Raw genomic sequence first — 19956 nt, forward strand, 5'->3', positions numbered from 1 at the left:
GTGAGGCTCTCGGTTCTCGACGTGGGGTCGAATACGGTTCATCTGCTCCTGCTCGATGTGCGCCCGGGCTCACGTCCAGAACCGTACGCCTCCCACAAAATGCCGCTTCAGCTGGTGCAGTACTTGGATCAGAACGGTGATATCTCCGACGCAGGACGGGACGCGCTGACCAAGTTTGTCACCGAAGCGCGTGATTTCGCTGCTGACCACGACGCCGAGGATCTCTTGGCATTTGCCACATCGGCTATCCGAGAAGCCGGCAATGGAGGAGAAGTCCTGGACCATGTGAAGTCCTCGACTGGAGTCAACCTCACGGAGATTTCCGGTGACCAGGAAGCCGCGATCACTTACTTCGCGGTGCGTCGTTGGCAGGGATGGGGCGCCGGCAGGATCCTGGATTTGGATATCGGTGGAGGGTCCTTCGAGATGGCCCTCGGTATCGATGCCTTGCCGGATGTCGCGGTATCTACCCCGCTTGGTGCTGGTCGCTTGACTCGACAATTCATTCACCATGATTTGGCAAAGCCCAAAGAGATCAAAGCGTTGCGCAAACACGTCAAGGAGACGCTCAGGCCGGCCGTGGAGACGGTGAAGAAAGCGGGGTCTCCGAATATGGTCGTGGGCACGTCCAAGACCTTCAGATCACTGGCCCGTATCTGCGGCGCCGCCCCCTATGCGGCCGGTCCGTACGTCAAACGCGAATTCCATCTCGAAGACCTTCGTCTGTGGACCAGGAGGATGGAAGCCATGACACCCCACGAACGATCCGATCTGCCTGGAGTCTCGTCCAAGCGCGCAGCCCAAATCCTGGCGGGCGGAATCGTCGCGGAGACGGCGTTGGACATGTACGGGATCAACACCATGCGTTCGGTTCCCTGGGCACTGCGAGAGGGCCTGATCCTGCGACGAATGGATCGGCTCAATTCCCAAGATTCGGCGGCTATGGTTGACCCGAAGTCATTGACGCCGAACAAAAAGGAGTAAGTGCCGTGGAGGAATCGGTTTCCGGGAGGGCCATGGAAGGTGCAATGAAGCTGCCTCAGCGACCCGTGGCCCTGTCGACATCATCGGTCTTTCCATTGGGCGTCAAAGACACTTTCGCGATCGCGCGAGATCTGGGCTACGACTCCGTGGAGATCATGATTACCGGCAATCCCTTGAGCCGTGATCCCGACGAACTTCTCGATTACGTGCAGGAATACCAGCTGCCCATCTCGGCGATCCACGCGCCCACACTTTTGCTGACGCAACACGTCTGGGGCGACGCGTGGAACAAAATTCGTCTCGCCGCGAAGATGGTCAGGCGCGTCGGTGCGGACGTCATGGTGGCCCATCCGCCGTTTGTTTGGCAGAGGAGATACGCCAAGGGGTTTCCGGAGGGTGTACGTCGCATCTCGGACAGTGAAGGCGTGAAAATCGCGGTTGAAAACATGTATCCGTGGCGCTTCGGAGGACGAGAAGTTCTGATGTACGCCCCGCACTGGTCCCCTCTCGGCCAGAACTACGAGTGGGTGACCTGGGACTTCTCCCATGCCGCGGCGTCTGGGACGGATTCGCTGGAAGCAGTTCGACAGCTGGGTGACCGTCTGGGCCACGTGCACCTGACCGACGGCTCCGGCAAATCGGTGATGGACGAGCACGCCCGCCCCGGTCATGGGACTCAACCGGTTGCTCAGACCCTGCATCACTTGGTCGAGACCGAGTGGGAAGGTGTGGTCGCGGTCGAGGTTTCCACGCGCAAAGCCAAAAATGCCGGTGAGCGAGACGAATGGTTGTCTGAAACCCTCGAATTCGCTCACCGGCACTTGGGGAAGTAGGGGTCCTCACCCCTGAAATCCGCTTATCACTCGCACCTATGAGGTACTGACAACGTTAAACGCTTTTGATGTGCACCGACTTGGTTGCGTCTCAAGGTCCCCTGGGAATGAAAGTCTGTGTTGGCCTTCGCTAACGTAGAGGAAGAACGAACGACCGCAACCTCACAGGAGGACCAAATGTCCGAGCCCATCATCGCCTTCTTGGGAACGGGATCCATGAACGGCTCAATCATGTCCGGGTTGCTCGCCGGTGGCACCGACCCGAAGCGGGTCCGTGCGACCACCCGTTCCGTTGAGAGCGCTCGCAAGCTCGAGGAGTCACTTCCGGAAGACCAACGGGCAGTCGCCATCTATTCGGGTGAGGACAGCGATTCCGCCAACCTCGATGCCGTCGAGAACGCCGACGTCGTCCTGCTCGGCGTCAAACCGAAGGGCATTCTGGATCTGGCGGCCGAAATCAAGGACGCCCTCAAAGACGAGGCCTTGGTCATCTCCGTCGCGGCCGGAATCGACCTGTCGATGCTGGAAGGCCAGTTGCGAGATGGCCAGCCGGTCATCCGATCCATGCCCAACACGCCGTCTCGTGTCGGACGCGGTGTGATCGCTTTGGCCCCCGGCACGCACTGCACTGCGGAGCAGCTCAATCTGGCCCACGATGTTCTCAAGAACTCTGGCACCGTGATCGACGTCGAGGAAGATCAGATCGATGCGGTCACCGGCGTCTCGGGTTCCGGTCCGGCTTACGCCTTTTTCCTCGCTGAAGCGATGCAGAAGGCCGGTGAGTCCATGGGTCTCGACGCCGAAACCGCTCGTCTCCTCGCCAAGGAGACGGTATCCGGTGCCGGCGAATTGCTCCACGCCGACGATGCCGACCCCGAAGCGCTCCGTAAAGCAGTGTGCAGCCCCAACGGAACCACGGAGCGGGCCATCGATGTCTTCGCGGACGGGGGGCTGATCGAGCTGACGGAGAAGGCCGCAAAGGCCTCGGCACACCGAAACGCCGAAATGGTTGAGGAATTCCGTCGGTGACCTCTTCCGGTTGCTGACCCACGACGCCGCCTTGGGCTCCCGGACCGGGGCGGCGTCTACCGGGTGGGAAGCTAAGGGCGAGCCGCGAAGCGTTCGATCAAATCGACTTGGCCCGAGACGATCAGCACATCGCGCGAGGTGACTTTAGTGCGCGCCGTCGCATACGTGAATTCCTCGCCCGGCGATTTCACACCGACAATGGTCACGCCATAACGGTTCCGGACATCCGATTCCTGGAGCGTGAATCCGTGGGTTTCCTTGGGCGGGTACATTTTGACGATCGCGAAATCGTCGTCGAATTCGATGTAATCCAGCAAGCGGCCGGAGACGAGGTGTGCGGTACGTCGACCCGCGTCGGCTTCGGGGAAAATCACGTAGTGGGCCCCGATGCGAGAGAGGATCTTGCCGTGGGCCGGGGTGATCGCCTTGGCCCAGATTCTCTCTATACCGAGGTCCACCAGGTTTGCCGTGATGAGAACGCTCGACTCGATCGAGGTTCCTACGCCCACGACGGCCGAGGTGAAGTCTCCCGCTCCGACCTGACGCAGGGCATCGATGTCCGAGGCGTCCGCTTGGATTACGTGGGTAAGAAGCCCGGACCAACGCTGGACCATATCCGGATCCCGTTCGATGGCCAGGACCTCTTTGTTCTGACGCCTGAGTTGCTGCGCCGTGGCGGCGCCGAAGCGTCCCAACCCGATGACCAGAACCGGGGCGTTGTGAGGTGAACGATCAGCCAATGATGGGCCTCTCTTCCGGATACTTGTACAGACGGCTGCGAGTCCTCAGCGCCAAACCCGTGGCCACGGTAATGGTTCCGAGACGGCCGATGAACATCAGGACGGACAGAACGTACAATCCCGCGGCCGGTAACTCTGACGACAATCCTACGGACAGACCGCATGTTGCGTAGGCAGAGATGACCTCGAAGAGGATCTCGTCCAGCGGATGATTCGAGATCAGCATCAGGGCCGCCGTACCGAGCATGACGATCGTTGCGCTCATCATGACCACCGAAATGGCAATGCGCAGAACGGTATCGGGAATAGTGCGACGGAAAGCGATCACATGCTGGTCTCCTCGTGCTTCGGCGACGATAGCGATGAAAATGACGGCCATTGTGGTGATCTTGACGCCGCCTGCGGTCGAACCCGATCCGCCTCCGACGAACATCAACAGGTCACTGAGGAGCTTGGTGATCGAGTGCGTCTGGTCCATGTCGACGAGGTTGAACCCGCCCGAACGCGTCATGACCGAGGCGAAGAAAGAGTGAAGGAGGCGTTCGCCGACGCCTTCGTTGCCAATCGTGTCCCGGTTGTTCCATTCCGAAGCACCCCAGAGGATCGACCCGAAGACGACGAGCAGCAGGGAGCCGAAGACCGTGATGCGAGCATTGAGGTTCCAGTGCCTCAATCGCAGGCCGAACATCCTGACAACGAGGATCACGGGGAATCCGAGGGACCCGACCCAGACGCCCGCGCAGAGCGGAAGAAGAATCCACCAGTCGTTGCCGTAGGGTACGAGTCCATCTGTGTGCGGTGTGAAACCCGCGTTGTTGAACGAGGATATACCGTAGAAGATTCCGTGCCACAGAGCTTGCTGAAGGTTTTCCCCGAGGGTCATCAGTCGCAGAGTCAGGATAGCGGCAATCGTCGCCTCAATGCTGGCCGATGTCAGGACCACGGTGCGTAGGAGAGATCCGACCTCTCCGAGCTTCCCCTGCTTGCTCGTAATGCTGAGTCCTTCTTGGGCAAATAGCTTCGTGCGCAGTCCCAATTTGCGTCCCAGCGCCATCGACAGCAAAGACGTCATGGTGAGCGTGCCCAAACCGCCGATCTGAACGCCCAGAAGAATGACGAACTGCCCGAACAGAGTCCACTGGGCCGAGGTGGTGAGAGTGGTCAGGCCCGTGACCGTGACTGCTGACGTCGCCGTGAACGTTGCCTGCTCCAGGGCCGGGGGATGACCCGATCTGCTCGAGACGGGCAACATCAGCAGAAGTGAGCACAACACGATCACGAGGAAGAACAACGTGATCGAAATCCGTGCGGGCGTGGTCCCGAAGATTCGGTTGACCAGGTCTTTCACCTGATCCACGGGCCGGCGAGGCTCCGCGGTCAGGGTCGTGTCCTTGCTCAGCACGCGAACTCCTGACGACGAATGTTTGACCCTACCTAGCGTAGCGGTAGGCATGATATCTGACCGGCCCGAGTACGTGACCTGCCTGCTCCCGTGCCACAATATCCCTGTGACGTCACTTACAAACTTTCAGGAAAGTGGGCAAGGAGCGGACCCGACGGCGATGGTGACGTGGGATCCCGCCATGACCTCGTATTTCTTCGGCGATTATCATCCCATGAACCCCTGTCGTCTCGATGCGACTGCGCGATTGGCCCAGGAACTGGGGCTTTTCGACCTTCCTCATCTTCAAATCGAGAGGCCCGAGATTGCCGATGACGCCGCCCTGTTGACTGCTCACTCTCGCGAGTATGTGGACACGGTCAAGGCTGTCAGTGCGGACCCGGCTCTCAAGGTTCCGGGGAGCGGACTCGACGGAGAAGAAACGCCCGGATTCTTAGGCGTCCACGAGGCCGCGGCCAGGCTCGTGGGCGGGACGCTGCGGTCGGCGTCGGCGGTGATGGCCCAAGAGGTCACTCGCGCCGTCAACTTCGGCGGCGGAATGCACCACGCGCACCGTGACCACGCGAGCGGGTTCTGCGTGTACAACGACTGCGCGGTGGGAATCCAGTACCTCCTGGACCACGGCGTCGAGCGTGTTCTCTACATCGATGTCGATGCGCACCACGGGGACGGGACCCAGAGCATCTTTTGGGACGACCCGCGCGTGCTGACCATCTCGCTCCATGAAACAGGGATGTCCCTGTTTCCGGGTACGGGCTTCGCCGCAGAGATCGGAGCCGATGGTCCTGCCACGGGAAGCGCGGTCAACGTAGCCCTGCCGACCACTGTGGCCGATGCCGACTGGCTGCGGGCCTTCCATGCGATCGTTCCTCAATTGGCACGCGCTTTCGACCCTGAAATCATCGTGTCGCAACACGGCTGTGATTCGCATTTCAAGGACGACATGACGCATATGCGGTTGAGCGTCGATGCTCAGCGCGAAGCGGCCTTGTCCATCGCCGACCTGGCGAATGAGCTCTGCGAAGACCGATGGATCGCGACCGGCGGCGGAGGATACAACTGCCTCGACGCTGTGCCCCGGGCTTGGGCGCATCTGATCGGGATCGTGGCCAATCATCCTGTCGAGACCACGACGCCCACTCCGGAGAGCTGGCGGTCCTACATCACGGAGAAGTACGGCGTCCGTGCGGCCCATATGATGGGTGACGAAGCGGACATCTGGTGGCGTTCATGGGAGATCGGGTTCGACCCGGCCGATGTCCTCGACAGATCGGTTATGGCGACCCGCAAGGAAGTCTTCCCACTCTGGGGGCTGGACCCTTGGTTTGACTGAGGAATCGACTGTCCCTGAACTGACTCAAGAGTTCTCAATGGACCCAAGCGGGCGTGTATGCATACGTCATAGGGCATACACCGTTATGGTGGAGGCATGAGCAATGACGTGTTTGCTGTGGTAGCAGACCCTACCCGCCGGCGGATTCTGACAGTCGTGAAGAACGGGCCGCACCCGGTCAACGACGTCGTCACGGAACTGGGCGTGAGTCAACCGACCGTGTCGAAGCACCTCAAAGTCCTTCGGGAGGCGGGGTTGGTGACCATGAAGGCGCAAGGGCAGAGGAGGCTTTACTCGCTGAACCCCGAGCCGCTTCGCGACCTTCGCGAATGGACGGAGGAGCTGGTCGCCGAAGAGGGCGACACTGTGGGACCGGAGACCGGGGCCCCTGCAGAAGAAGAAAACAGTAACGAAGCCACCGAGTCGACCGCCGAATCGGCTTCTACCGAGGACCCCGGAGTGCAGGCACAGAAGAATGTTTCTGCCGGTGTCTCGGAACGCCGTGACCTCGGTCCCGAAAGAACTTCTTCACAAGCCACCCCGGCAGAACCTGACACCGTGGACGCCCATGAGGCCACAAGGCCTGCAGTCGTTAGGAAGCGCCACGGGGTTGTCTTCACCCCTCTTGCGCCTCTGAGTGCGAGTGCTCAGCCTGCGGGCGGTGACGACGTCGAGGAGTTCACCTCGGACCTGACGCCGGCCGTTATCAACCACGAGACCGAGAAGACGACCGCGGAACTGCCCGGGGGCGAACCCTCCTCGGAGAAGGAAACGGAGGGCTCGACGCAATCCACGAGCTGGGAGCCTCTGGACCCCGAAGTGCGCCGCACCAAAGGGGTCTCGGGCGCTCAACACGTGGCCGCAGAGAACAAACAATCAGGTTTTTTGGCTAATCTGTTTGCTAGAAAGCGTGGGCGATAGGAGGGGTGACCTCTCCGTCCTGGAACCTCATCGTTGACGACAGTGAAAGACTCATCACCGCATGGCTACCGACCGTAAGATCCTCCAATGGCTGGAGAACGAGCTGTTCGACGGGAACCTTGTCCTTGGGCAAGAGCTGCCGAGCGAACGCAGAATTTCTGATGCCGTCGGGGCCTCCCGCAACGCGACGCACGAGGCGCTGAAAAATCTCGAATCGATGGGCATCGTCCGGCTTTACGAAGGCAAGAGACACCAGATGATAGCGCAGCTGGTTCGTGAACCCGCCGCAAGCGCAGGTCCTGCCCTCAAACTTCATATGGCTACTGCCGAATACCCCCTGCGGGACATCGTTCACACCCGGGTATTACTCGAAACGTGGGCCCTCCGCCGTGCAGACCGAGAACACCCAGCAATGCGGGAACTCGTCAAGATCATGGACGAAATGGCTCGGGACGATCTGTCGCTCAAGGATTTTCACCACCTCGAAGTCTCTTTTCACGTCGCACTGACCCGGTTGGCCGGTAATTCGTTGGTAACAGGTCTCATCACCTCATTGAGGGACTCGATTTACGAGTACACCTTGTCGCTCGTGGGCTACGTTCCGTTGTGGTCGACGACCGCCACACGGCTGTGCGCGGAACATCGGGCGATCTACGCGGCAATCGAGGCGGGCGACAACGAACTCGCCGCTCGAATGGTCGCCGAACACATCGAGGGGCATTACCTCGAGGCCGGTGTGGACCCGGATCGTAAGCAAAGGTCTTCGGGCTCGGTCTTCGTTCAGCCGGAGACCGATGAGGACGGGGAAGTGCATCCTTTGGAGCCTTCTTCGACATTGGCGCACAGTGTCGCGGACACCAAGGAACGGGACGTGGATATGCCCGATACCGCCCCGACCGTCGCGGAAACCTTGAATTCCATGGAACCGGTCGAGAATAACGGGCAGAACGGGGGCTCCTCGTCCAGTCCTCCGACGGGTGACGGAAGGAGTTCGGACGATTCGAAGAAATTTGACTCGACCTTGTAGGGTATGGGAGGAACGTTTTCGCATTATTGGGCTTGTCTTTGCCCGCACGAAACTTTGTGAGCGAACGTTTTGACCGCAAGCCTCCGCCGTCCTCGGTACGGGGGACAAGGACGCCATCCGGTGGCTTTGCCGCGCTTGAGCGTGTCTGCCATCGATGTACGACTATCAAGGTAGGGATCCTATGGGTTCAGTTATTAAGAAGCGCCGCAAGCGCATGGCGAAGAAGAAGCACCGCAAGCTGCTTCGCAAGACTCGCCACCAGCGCCGCAACAAGAAGTAGACACTTCTTGTGCCCAGCATCTTCGGCCGCCACCTCCATAGCGCGAGGGGCGGCCGAATGCGTATCCGGACACACCCATCGACACGACTGGAGGTCACGGCATGGCCGCAGAACACGACGACGCCGCGCAAGCCGCTCGGGAGATCTCGGTTGAACTGCTCACGAGCCCTGGGTGCCATCTCTGCGAGGCGGCGAAATCCGACCTCACGGAGGTGACCGAGCCGCTCGGCATCGAATGGACGCAGATCAACGTCGAGGAACACTTGGATCTTCTCAAACAACATGCACAGGACATTCCTGTTGTCAGGGTCAACGGGATTCCGCGTGATTTCTGGCGCGTGGACAAGCGGCGCCTTGACCGGATTCTCCGCGGACTGATCGCCGGGTCCGATCCGGAAGATGTATGAGGGAAAGCTCCTTCCACAAATCCGCAATAGAATGGCCGCCGGATGCCGGATCTGCAAGACTGAAGACATGAGTGCTAGCGCAACTGTTCACCTATTGAGGCACGGTGAAGTTCACAACCCGGACCGCATCGTCTATGGTTGCCTCCCGGAATTCCATTTGTCCGAAACCGGCCGGGCCATGGCAGAACTGGCGGCTCGCGAACTTGCGCGCAGGGCCGAGAACGGTGCCGAGATCGTTTACTTGGCGGCGTCGCCTTTGACTCGGACGCAGGAGACGGCGCGCCCGATCTCGGAGAAGCTCGGTCTGCCGATCCATCCAGAGGAACGGGTCATCGAAGCCGGAAATTATTTCGAGGGCCTGCACGTCAACAAGTCCGAACTGATACGGAACCCCCGACACTGGCCGAAATTGCTGAATCCTCTGCGGCCCTCGTGGGGAGAGCCGTATCGGGAACAAGTTGAGCGGATGTCCGCAGCGATCAAGGATGCCGCGGTCCGGGCCGTCGCCCGAGGAGGAGACGGCGCGGAGGCGGTCATCGTGTCGCATCAGCTTCCCATCTGGATGGCGAGATCCAGCGTTGAGGGACGAATGCTGCCTCATGACCCTCGAACGCGACAGTGTAATCTCGCGTCTCTGACCTCCTTCACCTTCGACGACATCGGCGCCGGGCAGCGTCCGAGCATCGCTTATTGCGAACCGGCTTCGGAGTTGTATTCAGGGGTCGTTCAGCTTCCCGGATCATAATCTAACGGTTGGACTTGTACTTCGTCGCGTGAATTTGCGCAGGTCCGAACCGTCCGGAGCCCGACCGACAGATCCGTGGGTCGGAGCCGATAACAACATCGCTCAATCTTTCAGAGAGTCACCATGTCCAGTTCTCATCCCAACCCGCTGACTCGCCGGGGCCTGCTATCGGCAGCCTCGGTGCTTGGGCTGGCCGCCCTGACCGCGTGTTCGAACAACGACAACTCCGATCTGGCGAACCAAGCGAATTCGGCCGACGGCAAGGGATATGTTTCGGGTGATGGTTCGGTCACGGAATTCAAAGAAGCCGACCGTGGCGATCCCGTTGACTTCGAAGGCAAACTCTTCGGCGGCACGACCCTCAAAGGCTCGGACCTGACCGACAAACCGAGCTTGCTGAACTTTTGGTATGCCGGATGCGCGCCCTGCCGGGCCGAAGCGCCTCATCTGCAGAAATTATTCGACCAGTTCGGCGACAAGGCCAATTTCTATGGCATCAACCTGCGCGACGAGCAAGGCACTGCGGAAGCCTTTGAACGCAATTTCGGAGTGAAGTACCAGTCAGTGGAGGACCGCTCGGGTGGCGTCCTAATGGCTTTGTCCCAGTACGTTCCGGCGCAAGCCGTTCCGACGACGCTCATTCTGGACTCACGGGGGCGAGTCGCTGCCCGGGTGCTCGGACAGATCGACGAATCCGTGGTCCGTACTCTGCTCCAGGACCAGGTCGACGGAAAAGACTCCTCGTCCTCGAAGAACTCTTAGGTTGAGCATTGGATCTAGCCGCCGATTCCTCGTCCTTTGGCTCCGTAGTGCTGGAGGGGTCTCTCTGGGCCTCGATCCCGCTGGCCGCACTCGCCGGACTGATCTCTTTCGCCTCGCCCTGCGTACTTCCCTTGGTTCCGGGCTACTTGGCCTACGTCACGGGCCTGACGGGAACCGACCTGCAACGGAAACGTCGCGGACGCATGTTCGCCGGAACCGCGCTGTTCATCCTGGGATTCTCCGCAGTGTTTGTGTTGATGTCAGTGGTCCTGGCGCAGCTGGGAGCGGCCCCGTGGCTACGCGGACAAACCTGGATCCAGGTGATCCTGGGGCTCATGGTCATCGTCCTGGGGATCGTCTTCATGGGCGGTTTCTCGTGGTTCCAGAGAGACCGGAAAATTCATTCCAAACCCCCTGCCGGGCTGTGGGGCGCCCCGATCCTCGGGATCACCTTCGGACTCGGTTGGGCGCCCTGCATTGGGCCGACCTTTGCGGCCGTTCAGGCCCTGGTCTTCATCGAAGGTCCCAACAGCCTGAAGGCCATCGGCCTCACGCTAGCGTATTGTCTGGGCCTCGGGATCCCGTTCCTGGTCATCGCCCTTGGCTTCCGGAAGTCGGCGGACATGTTCGACTTCCTGAAACGGCACCGCCGGTCGTTGCAGGTGATCGGCGGCCTTGCGCTCGTCGTCGTCGGGGTGCTCATGGCGACCGGTTTGTGGGCCGACATGATGTCCTGGCTCCAGGCAACCAGTCCCGGATATGAGCTCCCGGTGTGATCGGACTCGGGGAGAACCCGAGCTCACTACGGCAGAAACCCGCTACCGAAAATGGATGGCATGAGTAAAAAGAAGAAGGCAGCCAAGAAAGACGCTCCGGTACTGGGGCCCATTGGCATGCTCAGGTGGGCATGGACCCAGCTGACCAAGATGAATACTGCGTTGTTCCTCTTGCTGCTGCTTGCGGTTGCGGCGGTCCCCGGATCAATGTTCCCGCAGAACATCCAGGACCCTCAGAAGGTCCAGGAGTACATGGATTCGCACAAGACGTGGGGACCCATCGCAGAGAAACTCCAGCTCTTCGACGTCTTCTCCTCGGCCTGGTTCTCGGCAATCTATATTCTTCTGTTCATCTCGCTGATCGGTTGCGTGATACCACGCGCGATCAAACACGCCAAGGCCTACGGGGCGAAGCCGCCTCGAACCCCGCGCAATCTGAAAAGACTGCCTCAACACCGTGTTCTGACGATCCCGGTCGACTCCGTCGACGGCGGACTCACCGCCGATACCGCGGTTCGCACGGCCAACAAAATCCTTCGCAAGCGTCATTACCGCACGGAAATTCGGGAGGATCGGGCCTACCCGAGCGTCGGGGCCGAGCGGGGATACGTCCGGGAAATCGGGAATTTGATCTTTCACGCCGCGATGATCGGCGTCCTGGTCGGCGTCGCTATCGGCGGCCAGTTCGGTTACAGCGGTCAGAAGATCGTGACCGAGGGAGATTCCCACGTGAACACGTTGATCAGCTACGACTCGTTCAAACCCGGAACCAACTACAACCCGGACTGGCTCCGCAATTTCTCGGTCTCGTTGGACAAATTGAACGTCACCTACGACCGCGACAAGACATCGTCGACCTACGGACAGGACCTCAGCTACGACGCTCAGATGACCGTCAAGGATAGCCCGAACGCGGAGGCGAAGAAGGAATCCCTGAAGGTCAACGAGCCGCTCAATATCGACGGCAACAACGTATACCTTTCGGGCAACGGGTACGCTCCGGTCGTCAAGGTCACCGGTGGAAACGGCGAGGTCGCGTACGAGGGCCCAGTGGTCACGTTGCCTACGGACAAGGTCTTCACCTCGTCCATGGTCCTCAAGGTTCCCGACGCCGGTCCCGACCAACTCGGATTCGTGGGCATGTTCCTGCCCACCGCCGTCATCCAGTCCGGTCAGATGCCGTATTCTGCCGACGCCGCGCCGGCGAATCCCGCGCTCGTCCTGTCTTCGTACTCCGGCGACTTGGGACTGGACAAAGGAGACCCGCAGAACGTCTACGTGCTCGACACGAATAAGTTGAACGAGCTCAACTCGATGAAATCGGAACACGGTGGCATCGTGTTGACCGAGGACAACAACAAATTCGATCTTCCCGACGGAAAGGGCAGCATCGAATTCGAAGGCGTCAAACGCTACGCGGGATTGGACATCCACTACGACCCGGGCAAGCCCGTGGTCCTGGTGTCGTTCCTCTTGGCTTTCGGCGGTCTGATCATCTCGTTGTTCGTGGCAAGGCGCCGCCTGTGGGTCAAGGCCCATGAGACACAGCTCGACGACGGAAGCAAGGCCGTCGTTGTCGAATACGGACTCCTGGCGCGCGGTGAAGACCCGCGGCTCGCATCAGAAGCCGACAAATTGACCGAGATTTTCGCCCAGGAATGGGGACTAGAATTCAGCGAGGGGTAATTTTCTCGCATCGGGCCGAACAACCGCGCGAGCACCCGTATCGGCGCTCGGCACGACTTACCGGCCCAGAAAGGGAAGCATGACCATCAACGAGAACCTAGGCCAGTGGAGCGAGACATTCATGCTCCTGGCCGCGGTGACCTATCTGGTGTCTTTCGTGGCCTTCACATGGGACCTGGCCTCCCACTCGAAGGCCACACGAAAGGCTGAGGCCGCCGCGCAGCGAGCGCCTGAGGAGGCCCCGGTCATGGCCGGCGCAGGAGTGGGTGCAGCCGAGAGCGGGGCCGCGTCCTCGGGTACCGGTTCCAGATCCGGTGTTTCGACGGCCCTCATCGAAGGCGGAGGTGGCGGAAGTCGCGGACGTGCTTACAACGCCCAGACGAGGGCCAAACTGAGTTCCTACGTCGCTGACGATTCCATGACCTACACGGGCGAGCGTCGCCCAGCAGCAAACGTTGCGGTGGCCGTGATGATCATCGGCTGCGCGATCCACGTCGTAGGTGTCGTGACGCGCGGCCTGGCGGCGGGTCGCGTGCCGTGGGGAAATATGTACGAATTCTGCACCACGGGCGCGCTCGTGGTCTCGATCGTTTTCCTGATTGCCCTGATTTTCCGCGACCTTCGATTTATCGGCTCGCTGGTTACGGGTCTTGCGCTGATCATGATGGTTGCAGCAACCATCGGCTTCCCCACACCGGTCGGGCACCTCAAACCTGCTCTCCAGTCCTATTGGCTCGTCATCCACGTGTCTGTTGCAGTCATGGCTTCGGGAGTGTTCACCATTACCTTCGCTATGGCGGTGCTCCAGCTCATCCAGTCCCGGCGCGAACGCAAACTGATTGAAGGGGAGAAGACCGGGCTCGGATTCATGCGCCTCGTTCCCTCCTCCCAGGCTCTGGAGAACTTTGCCTTCCGTCTCAATACCGTGGGCTTCGTGATGTGGACGTTCACTTTGGCGATGGGCGCGATCTGGGCCAACAAGGCCTGGGGCCGTTACTGGGGCTGGGACACCAAGGAAGTCTGGACGTTCGTCATCTGGGTGGTCTACGCTGCCTACCTGCACGCGCGTGCGACCCGCGGATGGACAGGCCCGCGTTCTGCGTGGCTGTCGATCATCGGTTACGGGTGCATTATCTTCAACTTCACTGCGGTCAACGTGGTCTTCAACGGGTTGCACTCCTACTCGGGGCTGTAGAACCCGTCCGTAAAACAGCGCTGCGTGAAAGAGACCGTCCACTGTGGGGTCTTTTTCACGCAGCGCTTTTTTGTATTTGGAGGGACCCGTCTCAGCTGGCGCCCTCGTTGCCGTCCTGTTCACGGCCTTGCTCACGGCGGCGTCGGTCTTCATCGCGTTTGCGGCGCTCGGTCTGCTGGTCCAGGAACCGGAGGTAAGCCTCGTCGTCATCGGGAGCGGCTCCGGGGCGTGGGCCCGAGGGTGCCGGGCCCTCACCACGTGTGGGAGGCCGCCGTTTGTAGCCGAAGATTAACCAGAGGACGGGCCCGAGGACCGGAAACACCAGCGCGATGACGAACCACACGGGCTTGGGCAAAGCCACGATATGGTGCTTCTCCGTACGGGAGATATCCAAAAGGGCGTAAATGGTCATGCCGACGACGACGGCTGCCGCGACGATGATCAGAACTGCTCGCATGAATACAGCTTACCGGCGGCTGGACCATGTGACACCGAGCGGACCTTCAGGTCCGGAGAGTAGAGTTAAACACCGTGAATTTCTTGTACTACACCCTGCTTCGCTTCGGCATGATGGCCGTGGTCTTCGTGGTCTGCCTCTTCCTGAAGACCGGTTTGGTCCTGGCCGGGGTGTTTGCAATTCTGATTGCCTTCGCCGTGTCCTATTTGGCCTTCCCCAAGCTTCACAATGCGGCCAGTCGCGATTTCGGTCGGTTCTGGCAGAAGATCCGTGGCAAGCGCGTGAAGAAGACGGTTGGGGACGAGGACGTCGAGGTCGAGGACCAGTACGTCGACGAGCAGCTCCGCCAGGAAGGCCGAGACGTCTGAACTTCTGTCCTCAGAGATAATGCCGGTCAGCAAGGAACTCTTGCCCCGTGCGCAGCAGTAGATCATTTAAATCCATGGCGTGCTGAGACGCATCGGGCCGATGGAGGATCACCATGCAACGTCCCGGGACTTGGGTCTCGGAATGACCCTTTCTGATCGTGATGTGTCGGACGTCCTCGCGCGGCCGGGCCAGCGCAAGGGCCGGGATGACCGCGATACCGAGTCCGGCGCCGACGAGGTCCAGGGCCGTTTCGAAAGTGTCGGTTGCGATCTCGTAGGGAGGCTCGAAGCCCGCGCCTCGGCACTGTTCGACGAGGCCTTGGGAGCACGAGCCGAGCGGATGGTCATGACTTATCCACGGTCTGCGCCCGAGCTCTTCGAGAGTGACGTCATTTCTTTCTGCCAAAGGATCGTCCGCGGGAACCACCGCAACAAAAGGATCAAACAAAACCGCCTGCGCGGCAAGGCCGGGGCCAAGGTCTTCTAACCGGACGAATGAGAAGGACAGATCCAATTCTCCGTGGCGAACCTTGTCCGCAGACGCGAGAGCGTCCGTCTGCAGAGTGAGTTCGAGCTTCACCTCGGGATGAATCCGGGAAAATGCCGCAGCAGCTGGGCTCAGTATTGAGCTTCCCACGCTGGATGTGAACTCGACGCTGACTCTCGAGGTGGCCTGCTGATGATGAACCCGGAGCTCGGCGTTGGCCCGGGTGAATCGGTCGAGCAGAGCCCGCGCATGTGGTTCCAGGACTCGCGCGAGTTCGGTTGCGACAATGCCTGTTCCATCTCGACGAAACAGCTCTCCTCCCGCTTCACGACTCAGAGTACGCATTTGCTCGCTCACGGTCGACGGGGCGAATCCCAGATTCCGGGCTGCCAGGGTGACGGAGCCTGAGTCGAGCACGGCCAGAAACAGGCGCAGTCGGTGGAGATCGGGCGACAGGCTCATCTGTATACTCCAGGTGCTCGCGAAGGGTTGGACAGTCCTTACTGTAAGACACCGGCCGCCGGACGGGGCGTCATCGTTCGGGCCGTCCGAATGATTGTGCGGGAATTGACTATGGTCCACCGAGCACGGACATCGGAAGCTGATACCGACAAACGTTTCTGAGAAGAATCAAGGGCCATCATGGATCAGCTCATCGCATTACTGTTTCTCGCCGCGGTGTCGGCGATTGTCATACTTCTTGTCCTGGTAGTTGCCTTCTTGTGCGGCCGGATCGTCATTGAATGCAGCGAGAGGATTCCCTTGAGGAAGCTGGGATGGCCGGATGCCTGCGCGACCGTATGGCGTGGTCTGTGTTTGCTGCCGGGCGGGTGGTCCCCGCCGGGGGAGCCACGTCCCATGGAAGCAGGCGAGGCCCTACCGTGCGCAGAATAGAACCGGTCTCGGAGCTGACAGCCCCGACGGAATACCGGGGTCCGCAAAGTTCGCCGGTCAGCGACCGGCACACGGTCCTGTGTCCCGTGCGTTATTTCTTGACGGTACCGATCTTGCGGTTGCGCCCGGCCAATGCACCCGCGATGAAATGAACGACCATAAGAACCAATAGGATCACGAGAACGAGCTCCCACCCGCCCAAGGCTTCGGCGAACCAACCTGCAAGCAACGGGCCGAGAGCGGCCATCAGATATCCCAAGCACTGGGCCATTCCGGAGAGTTTCATGGTCTGGGCGTAGCTGCTGGTCCGGAGACCGATCATGGCGAGGGACAGTGAGAAGCTGCCGCCGCAGCCGATGCCGATGAAGCTGGCCCACAAGGCTGCCGCTTGAGGAGCAACGAGTGCTCCCGCCAGGGCAACGATGAGGAATCCCGCGAGAACCATTGCGAGCCAGCTCTGGGACGCGCCGCGTTCGGCCAGGAAGCTCACGCTCAAATTGCCCAGGATTCCGAGGAGCTGCAGCAAGAAGAGGTGGAACCCCGCGGTGGCCGGGCCGATGCCGATCGTCGATTCGACCGTCGGGAGCCAATTCGCCGCGGTGTAGAAGATGAGCGACTGGAATCCCATGAACATCGTGACCTGCCACGCGATGGGAGACTTCCAGAGCGATACCTTTCTCGAAGCGTTGGGCTCGACTGCGGAAGGGACCGCGGGAATCGAGCCCGTGATCGCCTTCGCCAGTGAACCAGAGCGCTCGTATTCGCTCCTGCGAGCCTTGCGCGTCAGGTAGAACCACCATGCCGCACAGATTGCCGGAATGATAGCCCAGAGGGCCAAGGCCGAGCGCCACGAACCGGGAAGGCTGTGTGACAGGGGAGCGGTGATTCCCGAGGCCGTAGCAGCGCCCACCGACAGAACCGCCGTGTACAGCCCCGTCATCAGAGACACGTGCTTCGCAAAATCGCGCTTGACGATGACGGGCACCAGCACATTGCCTATGGCGATGCCGACGCCCACCAGCAGGGTTCCGACCCAGAGCCACGCGATACCGGGCGTTGACCGCAGAAGAATCCCCAAGCTCAGAACCACGAGGGCAACAAGAACGACCCTCTCAATGCCGACCCTTTGCGCCGGGATCGAGATGATGGGGGACAGAACCGCGAAGGCCAAGAGCGGAAGCGCACCGATGAGACCCAAACCGCCCGAGCCCAAGCCTGTGTCGTCGCCGATCTGCGTCAGAACCGGCCCTACCGTGGTCAGCGCGGGCCTCAAGCACGATGCGATCAGCAGGACGACGATGCACCACGCGGCCGTGACCCGGTGAGCACCCGGCATTCTCGCCGTGGCCCCGGATCCGGGCTGGTCGGCGCCGTCACTTGGTTCCGAAGAAGAATTCTCGGGAGTATTGGTCAATGAGTCAGGCTCCGATGATTGAAGCGACCAGGAGCAGAAGCGCGAAAAGCACGCTGAGCAAGCCAGTCTGCTTGAGGACAGGGATCAGTTTTCTCATGTCCGTCGCGGACAGAACGGTTCGCGTGGCGGGCAAGGCCAGGGGTATGGCCAGCAGAACCAAGAGGTTCCACGGGTTCTCAGGGACGGTGAAGAGCATCAGAGCAAAAGCCAAAGCGAGTTCGATCGCGTAGGCCAGCCGTGCCCGTGAATCGCCCAGTCGGACTGCAAGGGTGTGTTTTCCTGCCTCGGTGTCCGTGGGAATATCCCGAATATTGTTTGCCATCAGCAAACCGCACGCTATGAGACCCATGGAAACCGAGGCGACCACGGCCGTTATCGACAGTTGCGAAGCCTGCGCGAAGGTTGTTCCCATCGTCGCGACGAGCCCGAAATACAGGAAGACGAAAACATCGCCCAACCCCATATATCCGTACGGGTGTTTTCCTCCGGTATACCCCCACGCGGCAAAGACTGCCGAGAGGCCGATGAGCAGAAACCACCATTGACCCGTGATCACGACGAGGGCCAGCCCAGAAACCATGGCTGCGGCGAAACATCCGAAGGCCGCGAATTTGACGTGGTTGGCGGGGGCCGCGCCTGAACCGGTCAGGCGCATGGGCCCGACCCGTGAATCGTCGGTGCCCTTGATGCCGTCCGAATAATCATTGGCATAGTTGACGCCGACCTGCAGGAAGAAGGCCACGAGCAACGCCAAGACGGCACAGACCGGGCGGAATTCTCTCAGTTCGATCGCGGCTGCGGTCCCCGCGATTACGGGGGCGACGGCAAGGGGAAGTGTGCGCAGACGAGCGCCTTCGACCCATTGTGCAATGGTTGCCACGATGGTTCCTCTCGGACGAGCCGGGCACACGAGCGCCAGGCGAGATGCATGGAATGACAATTCATTGTCTCACTGAGGCGGGAACGCGCCAGTCGAGCGAGAATCGTTACTGGACGGAGGAGCCCTCCAGCAGCCGCCGGACCGCGGCTTGGTCAGGCTTTCCGGTACTGGCCTGCGGCAACTGGTCCAATACGACGATTTCCTTGGGCGCCGCCGCAGGCCCCAATCGTTGGCGTACGAGTTCGGTCAGAGCTTTGGCGTCGGGGTCACGCTCCGGCCTGCGGGAAACAGCGGCACGAATCTCCTGGCCCCATTGGGGGCTTTCCACCCCGACGACTATTGCTTCGCGTACCGTGGGATCCTCTTCGAGGACACGCGCGACTGCACGAGCGGAGACTTTGATACCGCCGGTCATCACAACGTCGTCCGCTCGACCCATGACGCGCAGGCCGGACTCCGGGGTATACCTTCCGAGATCGTCGGTCCGGTACCACCAGACCCCCTCTGGATCGCGTCGGAATGACTCGGCCGTACGCTCGCTGTCCTCCAGGTACCCAGAGGCCAAGGTTGGTCCACCCAGCCAGATTCGTCCGGCACCGCTCTCATCTGCGGAGGGCTCGATGGCAATACGGGTTCCGGGCAGCGGGTGGGAATCGTAGACGCATCCGCCGGCTGTCTCCGCGCTTCCGTAGGTCAGCACGAGGGGAATCCGTAGTTCGTCGCAACGGCTCAAGAGCATGGACGACGCGGGGGCCCCTCCCAGCAGGATCGCATCGAAACTGCGCAGCGCTTCGAGCATGTCCGTTTCCGGGACTGCACCGGATTCGACCTCTTCGAGCAAAGCATGAACTTGGGTGGGCACCAATGAGGTCATTCGGTTGCCCGCACCGAGACGGTCGACCGCGTCGAGGAAGTCCCGTGCGGTGAAATGGCTTCCGGAAACAATGGATTCCGTCGTTACAGGTCGTGTACCCGCCAAGATCGAACGAGCCACGACCTGCGCCCCGGCCACGTAGTGAACCGGAAGCGCGAGCAACCAATGGGCACCGCCATCGGTTCCCGTGGCCACCTCGGTCGCAAGTCCGGAGGAACGCAGGGCCCGGGCGCTCAGCACCGTCTTTTTGGGGCGTCCCGTGGAGCCCGAGGTCCCGACGACCAGCGCGGCGACCTCTTCCCCGACTCTGGTCTCTCGGGTGATGATCGCACCGAGACCTCGGTACAACTCTTCCGGCCCGATGGATCCGGGTCCGGCGAGGTGAAGAGCGGCATCGGAAACCGCTGAGGGTGGGGGCGCAGGGGAGAGCGAAGAAAAATCCATGACTCCTCCAGCCTAGCC

Annotated in this window: 21 protein-coding genes; 14 read left to right on the forward strand and 7 right to left on the reverse strand. The window is 60.8% G+C overall.

The features are described 5' to 3' along the window. The 3 genes from sake_RS03215 to proC all read left to right on the forward strand — a co-directional run bounded on the left by sake_RS03215 (position 1) and on the right by proC (position 2846). On the forward strand, positions 1–984 hold the full coding sequence (locus tag sake_RS03215) for a Ppx/GppA family phosphatase (RefSeq protein ID WP_129359086.1): 984 nt from the start codon (positions 1–3) through the stop codon (positions 982–984). A gap of 32 nt (positions 985–1016) precedes the next feature. Beyond that, positions 1017–1817 (forward strand): sugar phosphate isomerase/epimerase, encoded by an 801-nt coding sequence (locus sake_RS03220; protein ID WP_129359431.1) that lies wholly within the window; start codon positions 1017–1019, stop codon positions 1815–1817. 177 nt (positions 1818–1994) lie between these two features. Continuing rightward, positions 1995–2846 (forward strand): pyrroline-5-carboxylate reductase, encoded by an 852-nt coding sequence (gene proC, locus sake_RS03225; RefSeq protein ID WP_129359088.1) that lies wholly within the window; start codon positions 1995–1997, stop codon positions 2844–2846. 71 nt (positions 2847–2917) lie between these two features. Here proC and sake_RS03230 read toward each other — a convergent pair whose 3' ends face one another. Both sake_RS03230 and sake_RS03235 read right to left on the reverse strand, forming a co-directional pair. Next, positions 2918–3586, reverse strand: coding sequence for a TrkA family potassium uptake protein (locus tag sake_RS03230; RefSeq protein ID WP_129359090.1), 669 nt, complete (start codon positions 3584–3586; stop codon positions 2918–2920). Then, positions 3579–4988 (reverse strand): TrkH family potassium uptake protein, encoded by a 1410-nt coding sequence (locus sake_RS03235; RefSeq protein WP_238147547.1) that lies wholly within the window; start codon positions 4986–4988, stop codon positions 3579–3581. Before sake_RS03235 ends, sake_RS03230 begins: the two co-directional genes overlap by 8 nt. Positions 4989–5148: 160 nt before the next feature. Here sake_RS03235 and sake_RS03240 point away from each other — a divergent pair, with 160 nt between their 5' ends. From sake_RS03240 to ccsB, 10 genes are all read left to right on the forward strand, one after another. Continuing rightward, a complete protein-coding gene (locus sake_RS03240) occupies positions 5149–6321 on the forward strand; it encodes an acetoin utilization protein AcuC (protein WP_238147548.1) in 1173 nt (390 codons plus the stop codon). A 96-nt stretch (positions 6322–6417) separates the two neighbouring features. Next, positions 6418–7242 carry a helix-turn-helix transcriptional regulator gene (locus sake_RS03245; RefSeq protein WP_178945445.1) on the forward strand — a complete coding sequence of 275 codons (825 nt, stop codon included), beginning with the start codon at positions 6418–6420 and terminating at the stop codon, positions 7240–7242. Positions 7243–7303: 61 nt separating this feature from the next. Next, positions 7304–8269, forward strand: a complete 966-nt coding sequence (locus sake_RS03250; protein ID WP_129359096.1) for a FadR/GntR family transcriptional regulator — start codon at positions 7304–7306, stop codon at positions 8267–8269. 181 nt (positions 8270–8450) lie between these two features. Beyond that, positions 8451–8549, forward strand: coding sequence for a 30S ribosomal protein bS22 (locus tag sake_RS03255; RefSeq protein ID WP_003792170.1), 99 nt, complete (start codon positions 8451–8453; stop codon positions 8547–8549). Positions 8550–8650: 101 nt separating this feature from the next. Beyond that, on the forward strand, positions 8651–8956 hold the full coding sequence (locus tag sake_RS03260) for a glutaredoxin family protein (protein WP_129359098.1): 306 nt from the start codon (positions 8651–8653) through the stop codon (positions 8954–8956). Between the two features lie 67 nt (positions 8957–9023). Further along, positions 9024–9701 carry a histidine phosphatase family protein gene (locus sake_RS03265; protein ID WP_129359100.1) on the forward strand — a complete coding sequence of 226 codons (678 nt, stop codon included), beginning with the start codon at positions 9024–9026 and terminating at the stop codon, positions 9699–9701. A 123-nt stretch (positions 9702–9824) separates the two neighbouring features. Beyond that, entirely contained in the window at positions 9825–10463 is a 639-nt protein-coding gene (locus tag sake_RS03270; RefSeq protein ID WP_178945446.1) for a TlpA disulfide reductase family protein, read from the forward strand. An 8-nt stretch (positions 10464–10471) separates the two neighbouring features. Next, entirely contained in the window at positions 10472–11239 is a 768-nt protein-coding gene (locus sake_RS03275; protein ID WP_129359105.1) for a cytochrome c biogenesis CcdA family protein, read from the forward strand. Between the two features lie 60 nt (positions 11240–11299). Further along, entirely contained in the window at positions 11300–12925 is a 1626-nt protein-coding gene (locus tag sake_RS03280; protein ID WP_238147549.1) for a cytochrome c biogenesis protein ResB, read from the forward strand. Between the two features lie 79 nt (positions 12926–13004). Next, positions 13005–14120: a c-type cytochrome biogenesis protein CcsB gene (ccsB, locus tag sake_RS03285; protein ID WP_129359109.1), complete on the forward strand. Its 1116-nt coding sequence runs from the start codon at positions 13005–13007 to the stop codon at positions 14118–14120. 91 nt (positions 14121–14211) lie between these two features. Here the strand turns inward: ccsB and sake_RS03290 are convergent, their stop codons facing one another. Continuing rightward, on the reverse strand, positions 14212–14577 hold the full coding sequence (locus sake_RS03290) for a PLD nuclease N-terminal domain-containing protein (protein WP_178945447.1): 366 nt from the start codon (positions 14575–14577) through the stop codon (positions 14212–14214). A 74-nt stretch (positions 14578–14651) separates the two neighbouring features. On the opposite strand from sake_RS03290, the gene sake_RS03295 reads away from it, so the two are divergent. Continuing rightward, positions 14652–14945, forward strand: coding sequence for a DUF4229 domain-containing protein (locus sake_RS03295; protein ID WP_129359113.1), 294 nt, complete (start codon positions 14652–14654; stop codon positions 14943–14945). Between the two features lie 10 nt (positions 14946–14955). On the opposite strand, the gene sake_RS03300 is transcribed toward sake_RS03295, so the two are convergent. From sake_RS03300 to sake_RS03315, 4 genes are all read right to left on the reverse strand, one after another. After that, positions 14956–15894 (reverse strand): LysR family transcriptional regulator, encoded by a 939-nt coding sequence (locus tag sake_RS03300; RefSeq protein WP_129359115.1) that lies wholly within the window; start codon positions 15892–15894, stop codon positions 14956–14958. A gap of 523 nt (positions 15895–16417) precedes the next feature. Beyond that, positions 16418–17740, reverse strand: coding sequence for an MFS transporter (locus tag sake_RS03305; protein ID WP_178945448.1), 1323 nt, complete (start codon positions 17738–17740; stop codon positions 16418–16420). A gap of 4 nt (positions 17741–17744) precedes the next feature. Further along, on the reverse strand, positions 17745–18620 hold the full coding sequence (locus tag sake_RS03310) for a 1,4-dihydroxy-2-naphthoate polyprenyltransferase (protein WP_129359119.1): 876 nt from the start codon (positions 18618–18620) through the stop codon (positions 17745–17747). Between the two features lie 106 nt (positions 18621–18726). Continuing rightward, complete coding sequence (locus sake_RS03315) at positions 18727–19938, reverse strand: AMP-binding protein (protein WP_178945449.1); 1212 nt, start codon at positions 19936–19938, stop codon at positions 18727–18729. Positions 19939–19956: the final 18 nt, after the last annotated feature.

The sequence above is a fragment of the Kocuria sp. TGY1127_2 genome (genome assembly GCF_013394385.1).
Taxonomy (GTDB): Bacteria; Actinomycetota; Actinomycetes; order Actinomycetales; family Micrococcaceae; genus Rothia.